The 18,829-nt window shown below is 71.3% G+C and carries 18 protein-coding genes; 5 read left to right on the top strand and 13 right to left on the bottom strand.

Features of this window, described 5'->3' with window-relative positions; all coding sequences use genetic code 11:
* Window positions 1-23: 23 nt before the first annotated feature.
* The 6 genes from leuD to Q7L65_RS20945 form a co-directional block, all read right to left on the bottom strand.
* Window positions 24-584, bottom strand: a complete 561-nt coding sequence (gene leuD, locus Q7L65_RS20970) for a 3-isopropylmalate dehydratase small subunit (protein ID WP_304724155.1) — start codon at window positions 582-584, stop codon at window positions 24-26.
* 9 nt (window positions 585-593) lie between these two features.
* Window positions 594-1,964: a 3-isopropylmalate dehydratase large subunit gene (gene leuC / locus Q7L65_RS20965; RefSeq protein ID WP_304724152.1), complete on the bottom strand. Its 1,371-nt coding sequence runs from the start codon at window positions 1,962-1,964 to the stop codon at window positions 594-596.
* A 51-nt stretch (window positions 1,965-2,015) separates the two neighbouring features.
* Complete coding sequence (locus tag Q7L65_RS20960) at window positions 2,016-2,606, bottom strand: helix-turn-helix domain-containing protein (RefSeq protein ID WP_304724151.1); 591 nt, start codon at window positions 2,604-2,606, stop codon at window positions 2,016-2,018.
* A gap of 106 nt (window positions 2,607-2,712) precedes the next feature.
* Window positions 2,713-3,075 (bottom strand): cupredoxin domain-containing protein, encoded by a 363-nt coding sequence (locus Q7L65_RS20955; protein ID WP_304724149.1) that lies wholly within the window; start codon window positions 3,073-3,075, stop codon window positions 2,713-2,715.
* Between the two features lie 12 nt (window positions 3,076-3,087).
* Complete coding sequence (locus Q7L65_RS20950) at window positions 3,088-4,458, bottom strand: right-handed parallel beta-helix repeat-containing protein (protein ID WP_304724147.1); 1,371 nt, start codon at window positions 4,456-4,458, stop codon at window positions 3,088-3,090.
* Window positions 4,459-4,493: 35 nt separating this feature from the next.
* Window positions 4,494-5,690 carry a multicopper oxidase domain-containing protein gene (locus Q7L65_RS20945; protein WP_304724145.1) on the bottom strand — a complete coding sequence of 399 codons (1,197 nt, stop codon included), beginning with the start codon at window positions 5,688-5,690 and terminating at the stop codon, window positions 4,494-4,496.
* A gap of 164 nt (window positions 5,691-5,854) precedes the next feature.
* Here Q7L65_RS20945 and Q7L65_RS20940 point away from each other — a divergent pair, with 164 nt between their 5' ends.
* Both Q7L65_RS20940 and Q7L65_RS20935 read left to right on the top strand, forming a co-directional pair.
* A complete protein-coding gene (locus Q7L65_RS20940; protein ID WP_304724143.1) occupies window positions 5,855-6,592 on the top strand; it encodes a TetR/AcrR family transcriptional regulator in 738 nt (245 codons plus the stop codon).
* Complete coding sequence (locus Q7L65_RS20935) at window positions 6,538-7,623, top strand: patatin-like phospholipase family protein (RefSeq protein ID WP_304724141.1); 1,086 nt, start codon at window positions 6,538-6,540, stop codon at window positions 7,621-7,623. The genes Q7L65_RS20940 and Q7L65_RS20935 overlap by 55 nt, the downstream gene beginning before the upstream one ends.
* 108 nt (window positions 7,624-7,731) lie before the next feature.
* Here Q7L65_RS20935 and Q7L65_RS20930 read toward each other — a convergent pair whose 3' ends face one another.
* The 4 genes from Q7L65_RS20930 to serA form a co-directional block, all read right to left on the bottom strand.
* Entirely contained in the window at window positions 7,732-8,484 is a 753-nt protein-coding gene (locus tag Q7L65_RS20930; RefSeq protein ID WP_304724139.1) for a hypothetical protein, read from the bottom strand.
* A 248-nt stretch (window positions 8,485-8,732) separates the two neighbouring features.
* A complete protein-coding gene (locus Q7L65_RS20925; RefSeq protein ID WP_304724137.1) occupies window positions 8,733-10,322 on the bottom strand; it encodes a 2-isopropylmalate synthase in 1,590 nt (529 codons plus the stop codon).
* A 182-nt stretch (window positions 10,323-10,504) separates the two neighbouring features.
* Window positions 10,505-11,203, bottom strand: a complete 699-nt coding sequence (locus Q7L65_RS20920) for a hypothetical protein (protein ID WP_304724135.1) — start codon at window positions 11,201-11,203, stop codon at window positions 10,505-10,507.
* Window positions 11,204-11,299: 96 nt separating this feature from the next.
* Complete coding sequence (serA, locus tag Q7L65_RS20915) at window positions 11,300-12,910, bottom strand: phosphoglycerate dehydrogenase (RefSeq protein ID WP_304724133.1); 1,611 nt, start codon at window positions 12,908-12,910, stop codon at window positions 11,300-11,302.
* Between the two features lie 143 nt (window positions 12,911-13,053).
* On the opposite strand from serA, the gene Q7L65_RS20910 reads away from it, so the two are divergent.
* Window positions 13,054-13,740: an MBL fold metallo-hydrolase gene (locus Q7L65_RS20910; protein ID WP_304724131.1), complete on the top strand. Its 687-nt coding sequence runs from the start codon at window positions 13,054-13,056 to the stop codon at window positions 13,738-13,740.
* 93 nt (window positions 13,741-13,833) lie between these two features.
* On the opposite strand, the gene ilvC is transcribed toward Q7L65_RS20910, so the two are convergent.
* The 3 genes from ilvC to Q7L65_RS20895 are packed head-to-tail and all read right to left on the bottom strand — an operon-like array spanning window position 13,834 to window position 17,061.
* Window positions 13,834-14,835, bottom strand: a complete 1,002-nt coding sequence (gene ilvC / locus Q7L65_RS20905; protein WP_370552607.1) for a ketol-acid reductoisomerase — start codon at window positions 14,833-14,835, stop codon at window positions 13,834-13,836.
* A gap of 38 nt (window positions 14,836-14,873) precedes the next feature.
* Window positions 14,874-15,743, bottom strand: coding sequence for a class I SAM-dependent methyltransferase (locus Q7L65_RS20900; RefSeq protein ID WP_304724126.1), 870 nt, complete (start codon window positions 15,741-15,743; stop codon window positions 14,874-14,876).
* A 10-nt stretch (window positions 15,744-15,753) separates the two neighbouring features.
* Complete coding sequence (locus Q7L65_RS20895) at window positions 15,754-17,061, bottom strand: AMP-binding protein (protein WP_304724125.1); 1,308 nt, start codon at window positions 17,059-17,061, stop codon at window positions 15,754-15,756.
* 56 nt (window positions 17,062-17,117) lie between these two features.
* Between Q7L65_RS20895 and menB the strand changes: the two genes are divergently transcribed.
* Both menB and Q7L65_RS20885 read left to right on the top strand, forming a co-directional pair.
* Window positions 17,118-17,939, top strand: a complete 822-nt coding sequence (gene menB / locus Q7L65_RS20890; protein ID WP_370552606.1) for a 1,4-dihydroxy-2-naphthoyl-CoA synthase — start codon at window positions 17,118-17,120, stop codon at window positions 17,937-17,939.
* Between the two features lie 14 nt (window positions 17,940-17,953).
* Window positions 17,954-18,811: a 1,4-dihydroxy-2-naphthoate polyprenyltransferase gene (locus tag Q7L65_RS20885; RefSeq protein ID WP_304724121.1), complete on the top strand. Its 858-nt coding sequence runs from the start codon at window positions 17,954-17,956 to the stop codon at window positions 18,809-18,811.
* The last annotated feature ends 18 nt before the right edge of the window (window positions 18,812-18,829 follow it).

The raw sequence follows: 18,829 nt of genomic DNA, 5'->3' as shown, positions 1-18,829 counted from the left end.
TTCGCTCGCGGTCGTCGTCGCGCCTAGAGCGCGGTCGTGACGGGGCCGGAGCGCTCGCGCTCGTTCTCGTAGACCTCGATCTCGACGGCGCTCTGCAGCGTCATCGCGATGTCGTCGAGGCCGTTGAGCAGACGGTGGCGGATCTCCGCGTCGAGCTCGAACGGGTACTCCTGCCCGCCCGCGCGCACGACCAGGTCCTCGAGGTCGACCTCGGCCTCGCCGGCCGCCGCGATCGCCTTGCAGGCCGACTCGTCCAACGCGACCGGCAGCAGGCCGATCTTCGTGCAGTTGGAGAAGAAGATGTCGGCGAAGCTCGACGCGATGATCGTTCTGAAGCCGTAGTCCTGCAGGCCCCACGGCGCGTGCTCGCGCGAGGAGCCGCAGCCGAAGTTGCGGCCCGTCACGAGGATCGGGTGCCGCGGCAGGTCCCAGCCGTCCTGCTTGGCCCAGTCGTAGAAGAGGAACTCCCCGAAGCCGGTCCGCTCGACCCGCTTGAGGAACTGCTTGGGCATGATCTGGTCGGTGTCGACGTCGTCGCGGTCGAGCACGCTGACCTGACCGTGGATTCTGATGACGTGTTCCATGGTCGGCTCCTAGCTCCAGGTGCGGATGTCGACGAAACGGCCCTCGATCGCCGCGGCTGCGGCCATCTGCGGAGAGACGAGGTGCGTGCGGCCGCCGCGGCCCTGGCGACCCTCGAAGTTGCGGTTCGAGGTCGAGGCGCAGCGCTCGCCCGGCGACAGCGTGTCGGGGTTCATGCCGAGGCACATCGAGCAGCCCGCGACGCGCCAGTCGAAGCCGGCGGCGCGGAAGATCTCGTCGAGGCCCTCGGCCTCGGCCTGCGCCTTGACCTCCTGCGAGCCCGGGACGACCATCGCGTTGACGCTGGAGGCGACCGTGCGGCCCTTGACGACCTCGGCGGCGGCGCGCAGGTCGCCGATGCGCGAGTTCGTGCAGGAGCCGATGAAGACGCGGTCGAGCGCGATCTCCTGGATCGGCGTGCCGGCCTCCAGGCCCATGTACTGCAGCGCGCGCTCGTGGCCGTCGCTCTGCGGTTGCGGGACCGTGCTCGCGACGTCGGTGACCATGTCGGGAGCGGTGCCCCACGTGACCTGCGGCGCCAGCGCCGAGGCGTCGACGACGATCTCTCTGTCGAACGTCGCGCCTTCGTCGGTGCGCAGCGTGCGCCACTGCTTGACGGCCTCGTCGAAGTCAGCGCCCTGCGGCGCCGCCGGACGGCCCTTGACGAACTCGAACGTGGTGTCGTCCGGCGCGATCATGCCCGCGCGGCCGCCGCCCTCGATCGTCATGTTGCAGATCGTCATGCGGCCTTCCATCGACAGCTTCTCGATCGCCGGGCCGGCGAACTCGACGACGTAGCCGGTCGCGCCGTCGGTGCCCATCTGGCCGATCGTGCCGAGGATCAGGTCCTTCGCCGTGACGCCGAAGCCGAGCTCGCCCTCGTAGCGGATCCGCATCGACTTGGGCTTGTGCTGCACGAGGCACTGGGTCGCCAGCACGTGCTCGACCTCGCTCGTGCCGATGCCGAACGCGAGCGAGCCGAAGGCGCCGTGCGTGGCCGTGTGCGAGTCGCCGCAGACGATCGTCATGCCCGGCTGCGTGACGCCGAGGTTGGGGCCTATGACGTGCACGATGCCCTGGCGCTCGGAGCCGAGCGAATAGACCGGGACGCCGAACTCCTGGCAGTTGCGCTCGAGCGTCTCGACCTGGACGCGCGACAGCTCGTCCTTGATCAGCCTCGCGACGGGCGTGCCGTCGGTCGGCGTGTTGTGGTCGGCGGTCGCGAGCGTGCGGTCCGGGCGGCGGACCTTGCGGCCGGCGAGGCGAAGCCCGTCGAACGCCTGCGGGCTGGTGACCTCGTGGACCAGGTGCAGGTCCACGTAGATCAGGCCCGGTGCCACCTCGTGGGCGGCCCAGATCTTGTCGAACAGCGTCGTCGGCATCGGTTCGTGCTCCTTGGGCGGGGGGCGGTGCGGGGACTCGGGGGGTGTGTTTCAGCTGCGGCGCAGACCCGCGGAGACGATCGCCAGCAGCGACGCCTCCTCGGGTCCTGGGTTCTCGAAGTGGTGCGGAAGGTCGGCGTCGAACGTGACGGTGTCGCCGGCGTCGAGCGGATACTGGACGCCGTCGCAGTGCAGCACGACGCGGCCGCGCTCGACGAGCGCGGTCTCGCGGCTGCCGGGCTCGTGCACCGGCGGGTCGCCGGGGCCGCCGGTCGCCGTGCCGCCGGACAGCAGGTGGCGCGACAGCTCCGCGCGCTGACCGGGCAGCGGCGGCGTCAGCACCTCGTAGCTGTGACCGGAGACGCTCGTCGGGCCTCTGCGGCGCTCGTCGACGCGCACGATCGTGACGGCGCCGCCCTCGTCCAGCCGCAGCAGCTGCGACAGGCTCAGGTCGAGGCCGTTGGCGATCCGCGCGGCGACCTGCAGCGTCGGGCTCGTCTCGCCGCGCTCGACCTGCGAGAGCATCGGTGCGGAGACCCCGGACCGCTCCGCGAGGTCGCGCAGCGAGAGGTCCATCGCCTCACGCAACGCGCGCACGCGCGAGCCGATCAGGGCGACGGAGCTGGCGTCGACGGTTGCCATGGTCGACTGTACGTTATCACGTACAAGCGTCCTGAGCGAGCGCCGGGCGCTGCCGCCGGGCGCGGCGCTGGGCGCCGCCCGTGCCCGGCGGCGCCGGCTCGGCGCATCACTTCACGACGATCGTCTGTCTCATGACCGTCGCGTGGAACGTGCAGAGCAGTCTGTAGGTGCCCTTCGCGGTCAACGTTCTCGCGAACGTGAAGCTGGCGGTCGCCGTCGGCGAGAGGAACCTTCTGACGCCTCTGGGCGCCGCGGTCAGCTTCACGTCGTGCGGGGCGGAGTTGGCCGCGTCCCACTTCCAGACGATCCTCGTGCCCGGTCTGACGGTCAGTCTCGCCGGCGTGTAGGCGTAGTCGACGACGCCCACCGTCTTGACCGGCGCTCTCTTCTTCGCCCCCTGCGCCGGCAGCGCGAAGATCGCCGCCAGCAGGACGACGGGCACGAGCAGGACGGTGAGACGTCGGGACATTCGGATGGCTCCTCACTTCTTCTTGCCGGTGTAGTGGACGAGCGGCGTGATGCCCTCGAACGGCGGATGCGAGTGCCGGACCCAGGCCGCCTCGTGCGTTCTGTCTCCCAGCCACGCGAGCCCGCTGAAGTAGGCGCTCTGGTCGAGCGGGATCTCGCCCGTGAACGGGCACGGCTTCAGCGTCGAGCCGTCGAGCGGGAGCGTCTTCTGGACGCCGCTGTTGTCTGAGAAGCAGTTGTCCACGTTCGCTCCGCGGATTCTGCCCGGATAGAAGAGGTCGTAGTTGTTCAGGTCGGTGCCGTCGCGACCGAACGCGTTGCCCTTCACCGTGATCCCTCTGATCGCCGCCTGGTCGGCGTCTCTCAACTCGATCGCGTCGACCGCGCCGACGCCGAAGAGGAAGTGCCCCCACACGCGGTTGCCCTCGATCGTCGTGTTCTGGCTGCCGTACAGCAGGATCCCTGAACCGACTGGGTAGGCCAGGCCCTTCGCTCCGCCGCGGACCTCGAACGGGGCGCCGCGGAAGTAGTTGAAGTTGTTCCAGAAGACGTCGTTGTCGACGATCACGTTGTCCTCGGCCGGCGGGAACTTCTCCGAGTCGAGCGCGTTCGGGACGATGCCGAGGCCGTTGTTGTACCACTGCGACTTCGTGATCGTGGTGTAGCGCATGTTCGTGCCCGAGAAGCCGAGCTGATTGCCCCACGCTCTGACGTTCGTGACGGTCGAGCGGATCGGCTTGCTCTGCTTCGGCGTCTCGCCGATGTAGTAACCGGCGTCGTTGTTGTAGAACGCCTCCGAGTCGCTGATCGTGCCGCCCTTGGAATGAAAGGCGTAGATCCCGTACGTGCCGCCGTAGCCGGCGACGAGCTTCGTGAACGTGTAACCGGTGACGTTGACCGCGAAGAAGCCGTTGCCGAGGTAGTTGCGACCGTAGAAGCCCTTCACCGTGACGCCGTCGGCCGAGTTGATCATGACCGCGTTCTGACGCTGGTTTCTGTTCAGCGAGCCGACGTCGATGACGGTCTTGCGCGGGTTCGACGGCGAGCCGATCAGCTTGATCGCGTCGTGTCTGTGACCGCTGATCGTGACGCTCTCTCCATACGTCCCGGCCGGCACCTTGACGGTGTCGCCCGGCAGCGTCTTGTCGACCGCCGCCTGGATCGTCGGCGAGCAGTTCGGCCCTCTGGCGCCTCTTCTCGCGCGCGCGAGCGCTCTGGCCTGCTGCTTGGTGCAGACCTTGAACGTCTTGCCGCCGCCCGGTCGCGGTCTCACCTTGCCGGGATCACCCGGCGCCGGGTACTCCGCCGCACTTGCCGCCGCCGGTGCCGCCAGCGCGAGCGCCAAGCCGGCGACCGCGGTGCGCATGAGCATCTTGCGCCGCATGCACTGCTCCTCTCGTGGACGTGTCTGCACCCGTGTCATGCCGGGTCGACGATGTACCAGCCCGCCATGCCGGCGTCCTGGTGGGACATCACATGGCAGTGGTACATCCAGCGGCCTGGATTGTCCTCGGTGAAGCGAGCGGTGATCGTCTCGAACGGACCGACCGTCGGCGTGTCCATGTTGACGACCCCGGCCGAGTCCTTCCATCGATGGCCGTGGATGTGAAACGTGTGAAAGTCGTTGTTGCCGCCGATCACGTGGAAGGCGACGTCCTGGCCGACCTTCGCGCGGAACGTCGGCGTGTTGCCGGCGTAGGCGCGGCCGTTGATGCAGTGCAGCAGGCGATCCAGGCCGGTCACCTCCGGGCCGAAGGAGTGAAACCAGACGATCTCCTCGACGTCCGGCGCATTCGCGCCCTTGTCGCGGATCACGATCGCGCCGAAGAGGCCGCGGAAGGTGTTGAGCGTGTGGTTGGGACCGTGGTCGTGGTAGGGCCAGACGCCGACGGAGTCCGGCGTCGCCTCCCACGTGTAGGTGAACTCCTCGCCCGGCGCGATGAAGCCGCCGACGCGCGTGAACGGACCGAAGTAGGAGCCGTCGTAGTCGGGCGTGTACTTGACCCCGTGCGGATGCATCGTGATCGCCTGGTTGAAGTGCTCGTCGCCGTTGCGCAGATGCACGACGAGCGTGTCGCCGACCTCGGCGTGCAACGTCGGGCCGGGGATCGACGCCTGCTGCAGCGCTCGCGCGAAGCCCGGGCTGTAGAGCTGGTACGCGAAGCCGCGGAACTGTCGCTTGCGCTTCTTCTGCGGGATCGGCGCGTCCATCCACTCGTCGCGGCCGCTCGGCGCCCAGTCCCACATCAGCGATCTCGCCTGGACCCAGTACTCGCGCACGACGCCGCCCGGCTGCGGCTGCGGCGTCGGGTATCTGTCGCGGTCGCGCGGGTCCAGCGCGACGCGTCTGGGGCGCTTGACCTTCGCGGCGGCGACGTCGGCGGCCGCGACGGCGCGCAGCGTCTGCTTCGTGTCGCCGCCGACGCTGCCGGTCGCCGCGAGCGAGCAGAACAGCGCGCCCGTGCCGCCCAGCGCGAGGAAGCCGCGCCGGTCGAGACCGGCGAAGCGGCTGGGTGCGGCGGCTGCGGAGAGCTCGCGATCGAGCTCCTGCAACTGGTGCGCGATCGGGGCCTCGTGGGACGGGTTCGCCCCACGCGCTCGCGGCTCTTCTTCCACCTCTGCCCTCCAACTCCGCGCGACCGGGGTGGACGCGCGCCGTGCCTGATTCCGACTGCGTCGCGATGCGATGTGCGGTTTCGCACGCGACCAGGGTCACTCTACGCAGCTACCTGAACAAAAGTCCAGTCTTCTTCGTTGGCATGGCATTAGGATGCTCGGTGATGGCGACTGCGACGAAGGTCCGGCGAGCGCGCGGCGAGCGACGGCGGCGTGAGCTGCTGGAGGCTGCGCTGGTGGTGATCGACCAGCGCGGCGTGCAGGCGACGACGCACCGGGCCGTCGCCGAGGCCGCAGGTGTTCCGCTGGCGACCACGACCTACTACTTCGAGTCGATCGACCACCTGCTGGAGGAGGCGCTGCTGCTGTTCGTCAGCGAGGAGGCCGCGCGACTGCGCGCGCTCGCCGAGCAGCTGCGCGACACGTCCGCCGCCCCGATCGAGATCGCCGAGATGTTCGCGCGCGAGCTGGCCGAGGGGTCGCCGTGGCCGGTGCCGCTCAAGCGTGTCCAGTGGGAGCTGTACCTGGAGGCGTCGCGCCGGCCCAGGCTGCAGGCGGCCGCGCAGCAGTGCGTCGCGATGTACGTCCAGGTCGCCGAGGCGGCGCTGAGAGCCGCCGGCGCCCCGCGCGCCACGGCGGGCGCGCGCCTGTTCGTCGCGATGACGGACGGGCTGGGGTTGCACGCGGCGTTCGCGGCGGGGGACGACGGCGGCGGTGGCGCGACCGGCAGCGCGGCGACGGCCGCCGGCGTGGCCGGAGCGAGCGCCGTGCGCAAGCCCTCGACGCTCGCCGACGCGCTGCTGGAGCTGTTCATCCCGTTCGCGATGTCGGCCGAGGAGCACGCGGCGTGGGAGCAGCGGCTGCGCGCGCCGCACGCGGACGCAGCCGCCCCGACGCAGTGACCGACCGTCCCGACGTGCTCGTGCTCGGCGCGGGCGGAGCGCTCGCCGAGCGCTGGATGCACGGCGTGCTGGCTGGGCTGGCGCACGCCAGCGGCCTCGACCTGCGCGCAACCGAGCAGCTCGTCGGCACCTCCGCCGGCGCGATCGTCGCCGCGCACCTGCTGGCGGGGCGGGAGCCGGTGGGGCCGAGCGATCTCGCCGCCGCGCTGCACGACGTCGCCGCCGGCGGGGGCGGGCGCGGCGCGGACGCGCCGACGGGCGGAGCGGCCGAAACGGATGTCGCCCAGCGCGGCGCGGACGCGGCGACGGGCGCTGCCGGGGATGCGGAGGCTTCTGGCCCGGGCCGCGCGCGCCGGCTGCTCGGTGCTGTCGGCGGCGGCGCCGGGCGAGCTGCGCGCGTCGTCGGAGCACCGCTGGCGCCGTACGCGCTCGCCGCGACGCGGCCACCCGGAGCGCTGCTGCGCGCCAACGTGCTGGGGCGGATCGAGACGCCGCGCGCGACGCTCGACGAGCTGGGCGCCAGGATCGCGCGCGACGAGCTGCGCTTCGACGGGCGCCTGCGCGTCGTCTGCGTCGAGCGCGAGAGCGGGCGCCGCGTCGTCTTCGGCGCGCCCGGAGCGCCGCGCGCCACCGTCGCCGCGGCGGTGCAGGCGTCGTGCAGCGTGCCGTGGCTCTACCGCCCGGTGCGGATCGGCGAGCACGAATACGTCGACGGCGGACTCTGGAGCCCGACCAGCATCGACGTCGCGCCGGCCGCACGCGAGACGCGCGTGCTGTGCCTCAACCCGACGGGCAGCGCCGCCGGCGACGCTGCGCCGCACGGCGTGATCCGCACGACCTCGCGCTCCGCCGCGGCGCTGGAGGCGCAGACGCTGCGCGGTCGCGGCGCGCTCGTGACGATCGTCGCCCCCGACCGCGCCGCCGCCTCGGCGCTCGCGGGCGGCTGGGTCGGCCAGTCCGGCGACGACCCGGCCGAGCAGGCGGTCGCCGCCGGCTTCCGCCAGGGCGTCGCGCTCGCGCGCGAGGACTGACGCGCGGCGGTCGCAACTCGCGCGACCTCGCGCGAACGGCGCCCTGCCATCGCGACTCGCCCGCGGCGTCGCGTCACGCTCGCGCGTGCGCAACGGCGCCGGTCTCAGTCAGCGAAGCGTACGCACGGCGCTCGCGCTGCGGTCGGCGAGGTCGGTCAGGCGGACCGTCACCGTCGCGACGCGTGTGCGCGGACGCGGGACATAGGCGAAGAAGCGGTGCGTGCCGGCGACCATCCCGCCGCGCGAGAAGCTGTGCGTGGATCCCGCCTGGCGAACGCTCCCGGTCACGACGCCGGTGATGTTCGTGCGGACCTGCAGGACGATTCTCGCGCCGCGCCGCCTGACCTGCGTCAGCTCGACGGTCGGCGCGGGAGCGCGCGGCCCGACGAACTGCAGATCGTCCTGCCAGATCAGTCGAAACACGCTGGTCTGAGCGAAGTTGACTCCATCGGACGGCTCGGCGTAGTGCGCCACGAGCCAGACCTTCGTCTCGTCCGGTACGGCTCGAGCGACCCCGACGTCCCAGACGAGATCGTCGATCTGCCGCACGCTCACCGCGGCGCCGGGCACCCGCTTGAACGAGCGGTCGAGCAGGCGCGCGTCGACCGACGTCGGCGGCTCGCTGTAGAGGACGCTGCCACTGAACGGAAAGCGCGCAACCGCCACGGCTGTGCCGAGCGGGCCGCCGGGGCCGTGCAGCCACTCGTCCGGACGTCCGCTGACGTCGTAGAGATCGCCGTCCACCGTTAGGACCGCGGTCGGCGTCGCGGCCGGCGCGACAGCGCAGGGGATCAGCGACGTGACGACGGCGACCGCGACGATCGCGGCGCCACCTGCGCGACATCCTGCGAGCAGTCCCATGTGATCTCTCCCCGTTGTCGCGTCGACCTCGCGCGAACCTAGCACGTGGCGCGGCCGCGCTCGTGACAGCGCAGCGTGCGCACGACGCGGGCGTCCGCGGCGACGATCCGCTGTCGAGCTGTTCAGCGCGGCTGCAGCTCGGCGACGGTCGAAGCGACCGGCGCCGAGCGTTGAGCGGCTGAGCGACGCCGAAAGCGCCGCGGACACGACGGCGCGCCGCCCGCAAGCGGCGCGCGAACCGCGATTTCCTACGGCGTCGTGACGCGCGAAGCAGCCGCCGCCGTGGCCTCTTCGGCCTCGGTCGCGACCGAGCGGCGGCGCACGGCGTTGGAGAGGGCGCGCACGTAGGCGCGGCCGGCCGCCTCGATGATGTCGGTCGAGACGCCCTGGCCGGAGCCGGCGACGCCGCCGACCTCGAGCACGACGGAGGTCTCGCCGAGCGCGTCCTGGCCGCCGGTGACGGCGTCGATGCGGAACTCGCGCAGGCGCGCGTCGACGTTGGTCGCCGCGTTGATCGCGTGGAAGACCGCGTCGATCGGGCCGTCGCCGGTGAACGAGCCGGTCGCCTCGGAGCCGTCCGGCAGCCGCACGCCGACGGTCGCGTGCGGCGGCCGTCTCGACGACGCCTCGACCTCGAACCATTCGAGCGCGTACGAGGGGATCTCCTCGCGCAGCTCGTCGGTCACGAGCGCCTCCAGGTCCATCGCAGTGACCTGCTTCTTCTTGTCCGCGATCTGCTTGAAGCGCTTGAAGGCGGTGTTCAGCGCGGCGCCGTCCACGACGATCCCCATCTCGGCCAGCGCGTCTCTCAGCGCGTGGCGCCCGGAGTGCTTGCCGAGCACCAGCGAGTTGGAGTCGAGGCCGACGCTCTGGGCGTCCATGATCTCGTACGTCTCGCGGTTCTTCAGCACGCCGTCCTGGTGGATCCCGGACTCGTGCGCGAACGCGTTGCGGCCGATGATCGCCTTGTTCGGCTGGACCGAGTAGCCGGTCAGGCGCGAGACGAGGCGGCTGGTGCGCGCGATCTCGGTCGTCACCGCACCGGTTCTCAGCCCCACGTCGGCCTGCCGCGTGCGCAGCAGCATCACGATCTCCTCCAGCGACGCGTTGCCCGCGCGCTCGCCGAGGCCGTTGATCGCGCACTCGACCTGGCGCGCGCCGGCCAGCACGCCGGCGAACGAGTTCGCGACGGCGAGGCCGAGGTCGTCGTGGCAGTGGACCGACAGCACGACGTCTCTCAACGCCGGCGTCAGCTCGTACAGGCGCTCCAGGAACGCCGTGTACTCGTGCGGCATCGTGTAGCCGACGGTGTCAGGGATGTTGATCGTCGTCGCGCCCTCGTCGATCGCGATCTGCAGCACCTCGGCGGTGAACTCGACGTCGGAGCGGGTCGCGTCCATCGGCGAGAACTCGACGTCGTCGACGTACGCCTTGGCGTGCGCGACGCCGGCGCGCGTCAGCCCGAGCACGTCCGCGCGGGTGGAGCGCATCTGGTGCTCGATGTGGATGTCGGACGTCGAGACGAACGTGTGGATGCGAGGTCGCGCCGAGTCTCTGACGGCGTTGAATGCCGCGTCGATGTCGCCGACGTGGATCCGCGCGAGCCCGGCGATCACGGGGCCGTCGACCTGACGGGCGATCGCCTCGACCGCCTCGAAGTCGCCCGGCGAGGCGATCGGGAAGCCGGCCTCGATGACGTCGACGCCGAGGCGCGCGAGCTGCTGCGCGATCTCCAGCTTCTCGCTCGTGTTGAGCGAGATCCCCGGCGACTGCTCGCCGTCGCGCAGCGTCGTGTCGAAGATCAGTACTCGGTTGGGGTCCTGCTCGGCGGGGCTCATGTCGTGCTCTTCCTTATCGGCTCGGTGCTTCGAATCTTCTCAATGGTTTGCGGCTACGCGGCCGCCACGCACTATTCCCCCCGAGGGGGGAGGAGAAGAAGTCGAAGGGCGAGCTGACGCGACATGAACGCGGAGAGCTTACCACCTGCTCCGTTCGCGCCGCAGGAAGGTTCGCCCCCCGCTCAGCCGGTCAGCGAGCAGCCGCCGCAGCCGCGCCCGCCGCTGGAGATCGTCAGCCGCTTGACGACCTCGGGCGTGCTCCACAGGTTCAGCGCCGCCGGCACGAAGTCGAGCCGGATCTGCCATCTGCCGGGCGCGTCTGCGCCGATGACCTTGAAGCTGCCGTCTCTGCGGATCGGCGTCGGGTCGCTGAGCTGGAAGGAGGCGCCGTCTCTGCGACCCGGCACGTTGCGCCGCAGGACCACGCTGCCGCCGTCCCATCTGCGTCCGATCGCCGCCGGGGTGATCTTGCCGGTCGCGAGGATGCGGCCTCTTCTCTGCGCGACGAATCTGCTGACGACGATCTTCGCGGTGCCCGGTCTGGGCGTCGCGGCGGCCGAGCTGGCGACGGCGGTCGCGCCCGTCGCGTCGGTCGCGGTCACTTGGCAGGCGAGCGGATAGGCGGTGAAGTACGGGTCGTCGATCGCGAACGTCGGACCGCTGCCGCGCGAGCTGCCGTTCAGCATCCAGTCGTACGTGAAGGCGGTCGGCGCGCCGCTCCACTGGCCGGGATCGCATCTGACGGTCTGCCCGAAGGCGAGCGTGCCTCTGATGCTCGGCGGCGCCGTCGAGACGGGTGCGGCCGCGGCGATGGAGGGGGCCGCGAGGGCGGCGAGCGCGCCCAGCAGCAGCGCGCGCCCGAGTCTGAAGTCAACGCTCATCGTGCGCACGATGGCGCGCCGGGCGGGGAGAAGCAAGGACCAGTAGTGGGTACGGCCGGGCCGATGCGCGGCGCGGCCGTACCAACGACCACTGAGCTACAGCGAGACGGCGCGGCCGCGGACGAAGCCGTCGGTCGCGGCGATCTCTTCGACGACGGCGGCCTCGACCGGCGCGTCGGTCGTGACGACCATCACGGCGTTCTCACCCGTGCCGTCCTCGTCGTCCGCCGTGCGGCCGACGGCGGCGGAGACGATGTTGATCCCCTTCTCGCCGAACGTCGAGCCGACGCGGCCGATCATGCCGGGCACGTCGGAGTAGGCGAACAGCGCGAGGTTCGGCTCCAGCTGCAGGTCGAAGCGCTGGCCCCAGACCTCGAGCAGGTGCGGGCGGTTGAGGCGCCCGACGTTGGTGCCGACGACGCGCTGGCGCGTGTCGCCGCTGACGACCGTGACACGCACGATGTCGTTGAAGTCGCGCGCGGTCGCGCGCTTGGTCTCGGTGACCTCGATGCCGCGCTGGTCGGCGATCGAGGGCGCGTTGACTTGGTTGACCTCTTCCTCGGTGTGCCCGGTCAGGACGCCCTGCAGGACGGCGATCGTCAGCAGGCGCGTGTCACGGTCACCGATGCGGCCGAAGTACTCCAGCTCGAGCCCGTCGATCGAGCCGTCCGCGAGCGAGACGGCGAGCTTGCCGAGCTTCTGGCAGAGCGGCACGAACGGGCTGAGGACCTCCATGTCCTCGGCGGCGATCGCGGGGATGTTGACCGCGGTCGTGACGGTGCCGCCGGTCAGTGCGGCGATCACCTGCTCGGCCGTCTGCACGCCGGCGCGGTCCTGTGCCTCGGCGGTCGAGGCGCCGAGGTGCGGTGTCACGACGACCTGCGGGTAGCCGTCGAAGAGCGGGTAGTCGGTGATCGGCTCGCTCGGGAAGACGTCGAGCGCGGCGCCGGCGACCTTGCCGGAGTCGAGCGCCGCCTGCAGCGCGGCGTCGTCGATCAGCTCGCCGCGGGCGCAGTTGACCACGCGCACGCCGTCCTTCATCTGGCCGAACGCCTCGGCGTTCAGCCAGCCCTTGGTCTCGGGCGTGACGGGCAGGTGGATCGTGACGAAGTCGGCGACCTTGTAGACGTCGGCCGAGGTGTCGGCCTTCTCGACGCCGAGGTCCTTGTAGCGCTCCGCCCCGACGAACGGGTCGTACGCGACGACGCGCATGCCGAAGCCCTTCGCGCGCTCGGCGACGAGCTGCCCGATGCGGCCGAAGCCGACGATCCCGAGCACCTTCTCGTAGACCTCGACTCCGCCGAACTTCGAGCGCTCCCACTTGCCGGCCTTGAGCGAGGCGTCGGCCTGCGGGACGTTGCGCGCGAGCGACATCAGCAGCGCCATCGTGTGCTCGGCGGCGGTCACGACGTTGCTCTGCGGCGCGTTGGCGACGACGATGCCGCGTCTGGTCGCCGCGGGTACGTCGACGTTGTTGACGCCGACACCGGCTCGGCCGATCACGCGCAGATTCGTGCCGAGGGCGATGTACTCCTCGGTCATCTTCGTCGCGGAGCGGATGATGATGCCCTCGTAGTCGGGCAGTCTGGCGCGGAACTCGTCGTCGGACCAGCTGTCGCCGAGGTCGACGTCGAAGTGCTCGCGGAGGAGCTCTACGCCGGTGTCGGCGAGCTTCTCCTTGACCAGGATCTTCAGTCTGTCGCTCATGCGCGCGGGGCCTTCGAACGGATGGACGCGGGCTTCAACGGGGCTGCTGAGGGCATCGGATTCAACTCGATCGTCGTCATTGGCGGCGCGCGAAGACTAGCGTCTCCGTGCTCCTGTCCGTTCTGCCGCGGAGGCTCAGCTCGATGAAGACCAGCACGCACGGCGCCCACCTCACGGCGCTGACCCGCTTCGGCGCCGTCAACGCGTTCCTCGTGCGCGAGGACGACGGGCTGACGCTCGTCGACACGCTGATGAGCGGCTCCGCGAAGGCGATCCTGGCGGCTGCTTCCGCGGCCGGCGCGCCGATCGTGCGGATCGTGCTGACGCACGGCCACGCCGACCATGCCGGGTCGCTCGACGACCTCCACGCCGCGCTGGCGGACGTGCCGGTGCTGGTCAGCGCGCGCGAGGCGAAGCTGATGGACGGCGACCCCGTGATGGAGCCGGGCGAGCCGCCGCTGAGCGGGGCGAGGATCCTCAGAACGAAGACGCGCCCGACGGCGCTGCTGGTGCCCGGCGACCGCGTCGGCTCGCTCGAGGTCCACGCCGCGCCCGGCCACACGCCCGGCCAGATCGCCCTGCTGGACCCGCGCGAGCGGACGCTGATCGCCGGCGATTCGTGGGTCACGCTCGGCGGCGTGCAGGCGGTCGGCAAGCCGAAGTGGCCGTTCCCGTTCCCCTCCCTGGTGAGCTGGCACCGCCCCACCGCGCTCGCGACCGCGCGCACGCTGCGCGGGCTGGAGCCGGCGCGGCTGGCCGTCGGGCACGGGCGGGTGCTGGAGCAGCCGACGGGTGAGATGGAGCGGGCGCTGGCGAGCGCGGGAGCCTGAGGCGGACCGACGCGAGGGAGTTCCCGGCGACGTGACGCGGTGCCGGCCCGCCGCCGTGGAACTCGCGTCTGGATCGGCGCCAGCCGATCCGGCCTACTCGTGGAACGCGGTGTCGATCCAGTCCATCTGGGCGCGCAGCTCTCTGCCGACGACTTCGACCTGGTGGCCGGCCTGCTCGGCGCGCATGCGGTTGAAGTTCTCCTGGCCGGCGCGGTTCTCCGCGATCCACTCGCGCGCGAAGGCGCCGGACTGGATCTCGCCGAGGATCTCTCTCATCGCCTTGCGCGTGTCGTCGGTGACGACGCGTCTGCCGCGCGTGATGTCGCCGTACTCGGCCGTGTTCGAGATCGAGTACCGCATCCCCGCGATGCCCTTCTCGTACATCAGGTCGACGATCAGCTTCAGCTCGTGCAGCACCTCGAAGTACGCCAGGCGCGGGTCGTAGCCGGCGTCGACGAGCGTGTCGTAGCCCGCGCGCACCAGCTCCGACGTGCCGCCGCAGAGGACGGCCTGCTCGCCGAAGAGGTCGGTCTCGGTCTCCTCGCGGAACGAGGTCTCGATCACGCCGCCGCGGGTGCAGCCGATGCCCTTCGCGTACGCCAGCGCGATGTTTCTCGCGTTGCCGGTCGCGTCCTGGTTGATCGCGATCAGGCCGGGGACGCCCGAGCCCTCCGTGTACTGGCGGCGGACGAGGTGGCCCGGGCCCTTCGGCGCGACGAGCGCGACGTCGACGTCCTCGGGCGCGACGATCTCGCCGTAGTGGATCGAGAAGCCGTGGCCGAACAGCAGCATGTTGCCGGTCGCGACGCCGTCCTTGATGTCCTCGTAGACGTCGTGATGCAGCTCGTCGGGGACGAGGATCATGATCACGTCGCCGCGGCTGGCGGCGTCGACGGGCGAGACGACCTCGAGGCCGTTGGCCTCGGCCTTCGCGACGCTCGACGAGCCGGGACGGAGGCCTACGACGACCTGGACGCCGGAGTCCTTGAGGTTGAGCGAGTGTGCGTGGCCCTGGGAGCCGTAGCCGATGATCGCGACGGTCTTGCCGTCGAGATGTCTGAGATCAGCGTCGTCGTCGTAGAACATTCGCGGCAGGGTAGCGGAAGCCCGCTTTGCAACAGCTTCCGGAGCGTCTACGCCTGCGCCGACGCGACCAGCGCCACGCCGGGCAGCGTGAAGCTGCCGTCGGGCTGCGTGTACGGGGCGGTCTTCTCGGTCAGGCGCTCTTGCAGGTCGGTCAGCTGGCGGGCGTCGAGGTCCCTGACGAGGTCGGCGAACGCGGGCGAGAGCGTCTTCGTCTGCGTGAAGAGGTCGATCACGCCTTCGTACGGGAAGCCGACCTCGATCTCGGCCGTCCGCACCTCGTCGAAGCCGGTGTCCTCCAGCAGCGCCGTGACGATCTCGGGGGTGCTGAGGTCGAACGGGTTCGGTCTCAGGATCTCGAGCGTGTCGGTCAGCCCGGCGTCGTAGAGCGCGGTGCGCGTGATCCGCGACCAGGGGTTGCGCTCGAACGCCGTCCAGGTCGCGAACGCGACGCGGCCGCCGGGGCGCAGCACGCGGCGGGTCTCGCGGAAGGCGGCCTCGCGGTCGAGCGCGAACATGTAGCCGAAGCGGCACAGGACGGCGTCGAACTCCGCCGTCTGCGCGTCGATCCACTCGATGTCGACCGGCTTGAACTCGACGTTGCGCAGCCCCAGCTCCTGCGCCCGCCCGCGCGCCTGCTCCAGCATCGCCTCGGCGCCGTCGGTCGAGACCAGCACGCCGCCGGGCTCGATCAGCTCGGCCGCGAGGAAGCCCGTCTCGCCGATGCCGGCCGCCAGCTCCAGCACGCGCATGCCCGGCTGCGGGCGGATCGCATCGACGAGCCACTGCGCGACGTCCATCGCGGTCGCGTTGAAGCGCCCGCTGCTCTCGCGCCAGCCGGGCGCCGCCCGCTCCCAGTGGTCGCGCACACCCGCGCGCACCTCGTCGGGATCGATCTCGTGCTCGTCAGCGCCGCTCATCGTTGCGAGGCTATCTCAGCTCGCGGCGCAGCAGCTTGCCTGACGGCGTGCGCGGCAGCGAGTCCGCGAAGGAGATCCGCTTGGGGACCTTGAAGCGGGCGAGACGCTGCGCGACGTGGGTGCGGAGATCCTCTGCATCGACTTCCCCTCGCAGCACCACCGTCGCCGCCACCGCCTCCCCCCACTCCGGGTCCGCTTCGCCGAAGACCGCCGCGTCCGCCACCGCCGGGTGGGCGAGCAGGACGGCTTCGACCTCCTGAGGGGCGACGTTCTCGCCGCCGCTGACGATCGTGTCGGCCTTGCGGCCGGTGACCGTCAGGCGGCCGCTCGCGTCGAGTGTGCCGAGGTCGCCGGTGTGCAGCCAGCCGTCGGCGGCCGGCGCGGCGACGGCGACGGTCTCGCCCCTGACGAGGATCTCGCCGTCGGGGGCCAGCTCGACCTGCTGACCTGCGAGCGCGCGGCCCGCGGTCTCCGGCTCGCCGGGCAGCGACGTCGTCACCTGCGAGCAGGCCTCGGTCATGCCGTAGGTCTGCGCGGCGGGGATGCCGGCGGCGGCGGCGCGGGCCGCGAGCGCCGGTGCCAGCGGGGCGCCGCCGATCAGGGCGCAGCGCAGCCGCGGCGGCTGCTGCAGGCCCGCGTCGAGCACGCGCGCCAGCGTCGTCGCGACGAGCGAGACGAGCGTGACGCCCTGCGCCGGGTCGCCGAGCGCGGCGGCCGCGCGCTGCGCGTCGAAGCGCTCGTGCAGCACGACGGTCGTGCCGTAGATCGCGCTGCGCAGCAGGATCGAGAGGCCGCCGACGTGGCTGAGCGGCAGCGTGCAGAGCCAGCGCTCGTCGCGGTCGAGGCCGAGTGCCAGCGCCGAGCCGAGCGCGTTCCAGTGCCAGTTGGAGATCGTCAGCTCGACCGGCTTCGGCGCCGACGTCGTGCCGGAGGTGTGCATCACGGTCGCGACGGCGGCCGGGTCGAAGCGGGTCAGGAGATCGTGCTCCTCTCCAGCGAGCGGCCGATCCACCACCACCTTCGCCCCCACCGCCCGCACCGCGTTCTCCTCCTCCGACAGCCGCGCGTCCAACGGCACGACCGCCGCGCCCAGCCCCAGCACCGCGTGCACCACCGCGACGAACTCGACGCCCGCGGGCAGGCCCAGCGCGACGCGATCGCCGGCGCGCACGCCCTGCAGCGCCAGCGCGCCGGCAGCCAAGCGGGCGTGCGCATGCAGCTGCGCATAGGTCGTGACGACCCCGTCGCCGGTCACGAGCGCCGGGTGCTCGGGGCGCAGCGCGGCCGCGCGCGGAAGCCATGCGTCGAGGGAGACCATCGAAGGGCTAGTGTCCCGTATACCGGACTCGCACCTAGGAGACGTACGACTTGCCCGTGAACTGGACCGCCGCCGGCGACTACACCGACATCCGCTACGAGCTGTCCGACGACGGCATCGCGAAGATCACGATCGACCGTCCCGAGGTCCGCAACGCGTTCCGGCCCGAGACCGTGATCGAGCTGTCCGACGCGTTCGACAAGGCGCGCGAGGACACGAACGTCGGCGTGATCATCCTCACCGGCGAGGGCGACAAGGCGTTCTGCTCCGGCGGCGACCAGCGCGTGCGCGGCGAGTCCGGCTACAGAGTCGGCGGCACGGCGGCCGTCGGCCGCTTCCACGTGACCGACCTGCAGGTCCAGATCCGCCGCACGCCAAAGCCCGTCGTGGCGATGGTGAGAGGGTTCGCGATCGGCGGCGGCCACGTCCTGCATGTGATCTGCGACCTCACGATCGCAGCCGACAACGCCCGCTTCGGCCAGACCGGCCCCAGGGTCGGCTCGTGGGACGGCGGCTTCGGCGCATCGGTCCTGCGCGACCTCGTCGGGACCAAGAAGGCGAAGGAGATCTGGCTGCTGTGCCGCCAGTACGACGCGCAGGAGGCGCTGGAGATGGGCCTCGTCAACGCCGTCGTGCCGCTCGCCGAGGTCGAGGAGACGACGGTGCAGTGGTGCCGCGAGATGCTCGCGCTCTCCCCCTTCGCGCTGCGCCTCGTGAAGTCGAGCTTCAACGCGCAGGAGGACGGCTACGCCGGCATCCAGCAGCTCGCGCACGACACGAACCTGCTGCTGTACGGCAGCGACGAGGCGAGAGAGGGACGCACCGCGTTCCTCGAGAAGCGCCAGCCCGACTTCTCCAGATTCCCCCGCCGCCCGTGATCCGCATCTGGTTGATGGCAGCGCGTCTGCGGACGCTTCCGGTCGGGCTCGCGCCGGTCCTCGTCGGCACGGCGCTGGCCGGCGTCGAGGACGTCTTCCACCCGCTGCGGTTCGTCGCGGCGGTGCTCGGTGCGCTCTTCATCCAGGTCGGGGCGAATCTCTCGAACGACTACTCCGACGCGCGCCGCGGCGCGGACACCGAGGACCGCCTCGGCCCGGTCCGCGTGACCGCCGGCGGCCTCGTCCCGCCGCGCCAGGTGCTGATCGCGACCTACGTCACGTTCGCGCTCGCCGTCGCGTGCGGCGCCTACCTCGTCGCCGTCGCCGGCTGGCAGCTGCTGCTGGTCGGGATCGCCTCGATCGTCGCCGGCGTGCTCTACACCGGCGGCCCGCGCCCGTACGGCTACGACGGCCTCGGCGAGCTGTTCGTCTTCCTCTTCTTCGGGATCGTCGCGGTCGCCGGCTCCTACTTCGTGCAGACCGAGACGCTCGAGTGGGAGGCGTTCGCGCTGGCGGTCCCGGTCGGCCTGCTCGCGTCCGCGGTGCTGGTCGTCAACAACTACCGCGACACCGACACCGACCGCAGGGCGGGCAAGAAGACGCTCGCGGTGCGACTCGGGCGCGAGCGCACGCGCGTGCTGTACGCGGCGATGGTCTACGGCGCGTACGTGCTGACGCCGATCACGTGGATCTTCGGTCCGCTCTCGCCGTGGGTGCTGCTGCCGCTGTTGAGCATCCCGCTGGCGGCGCCGGCGGTCAGGCTCGTGAAGAACCGCACCGACGGGCCGTCGCTCAACAGAGCGCTGGCGAGAACGGGCATGCTGGAGCTGATCTTCTGCGTGCTGCTGTCGGCCGGCGTGCTGCTCAGCTAGGACGAACGGCGGCGATCG

Source organism: Conexibacter sp. CPCC 206217 (genome assembly GCF_030646165.1).
GTDB lineage: Bacteria > Actinomycetota > Thermoleophilia > Solirubrobacterales > Solirubrobacteraceae > Conexibacter.
This window is presented reverse-complemented; position numbering and strand designations above follow the sequence as displayed.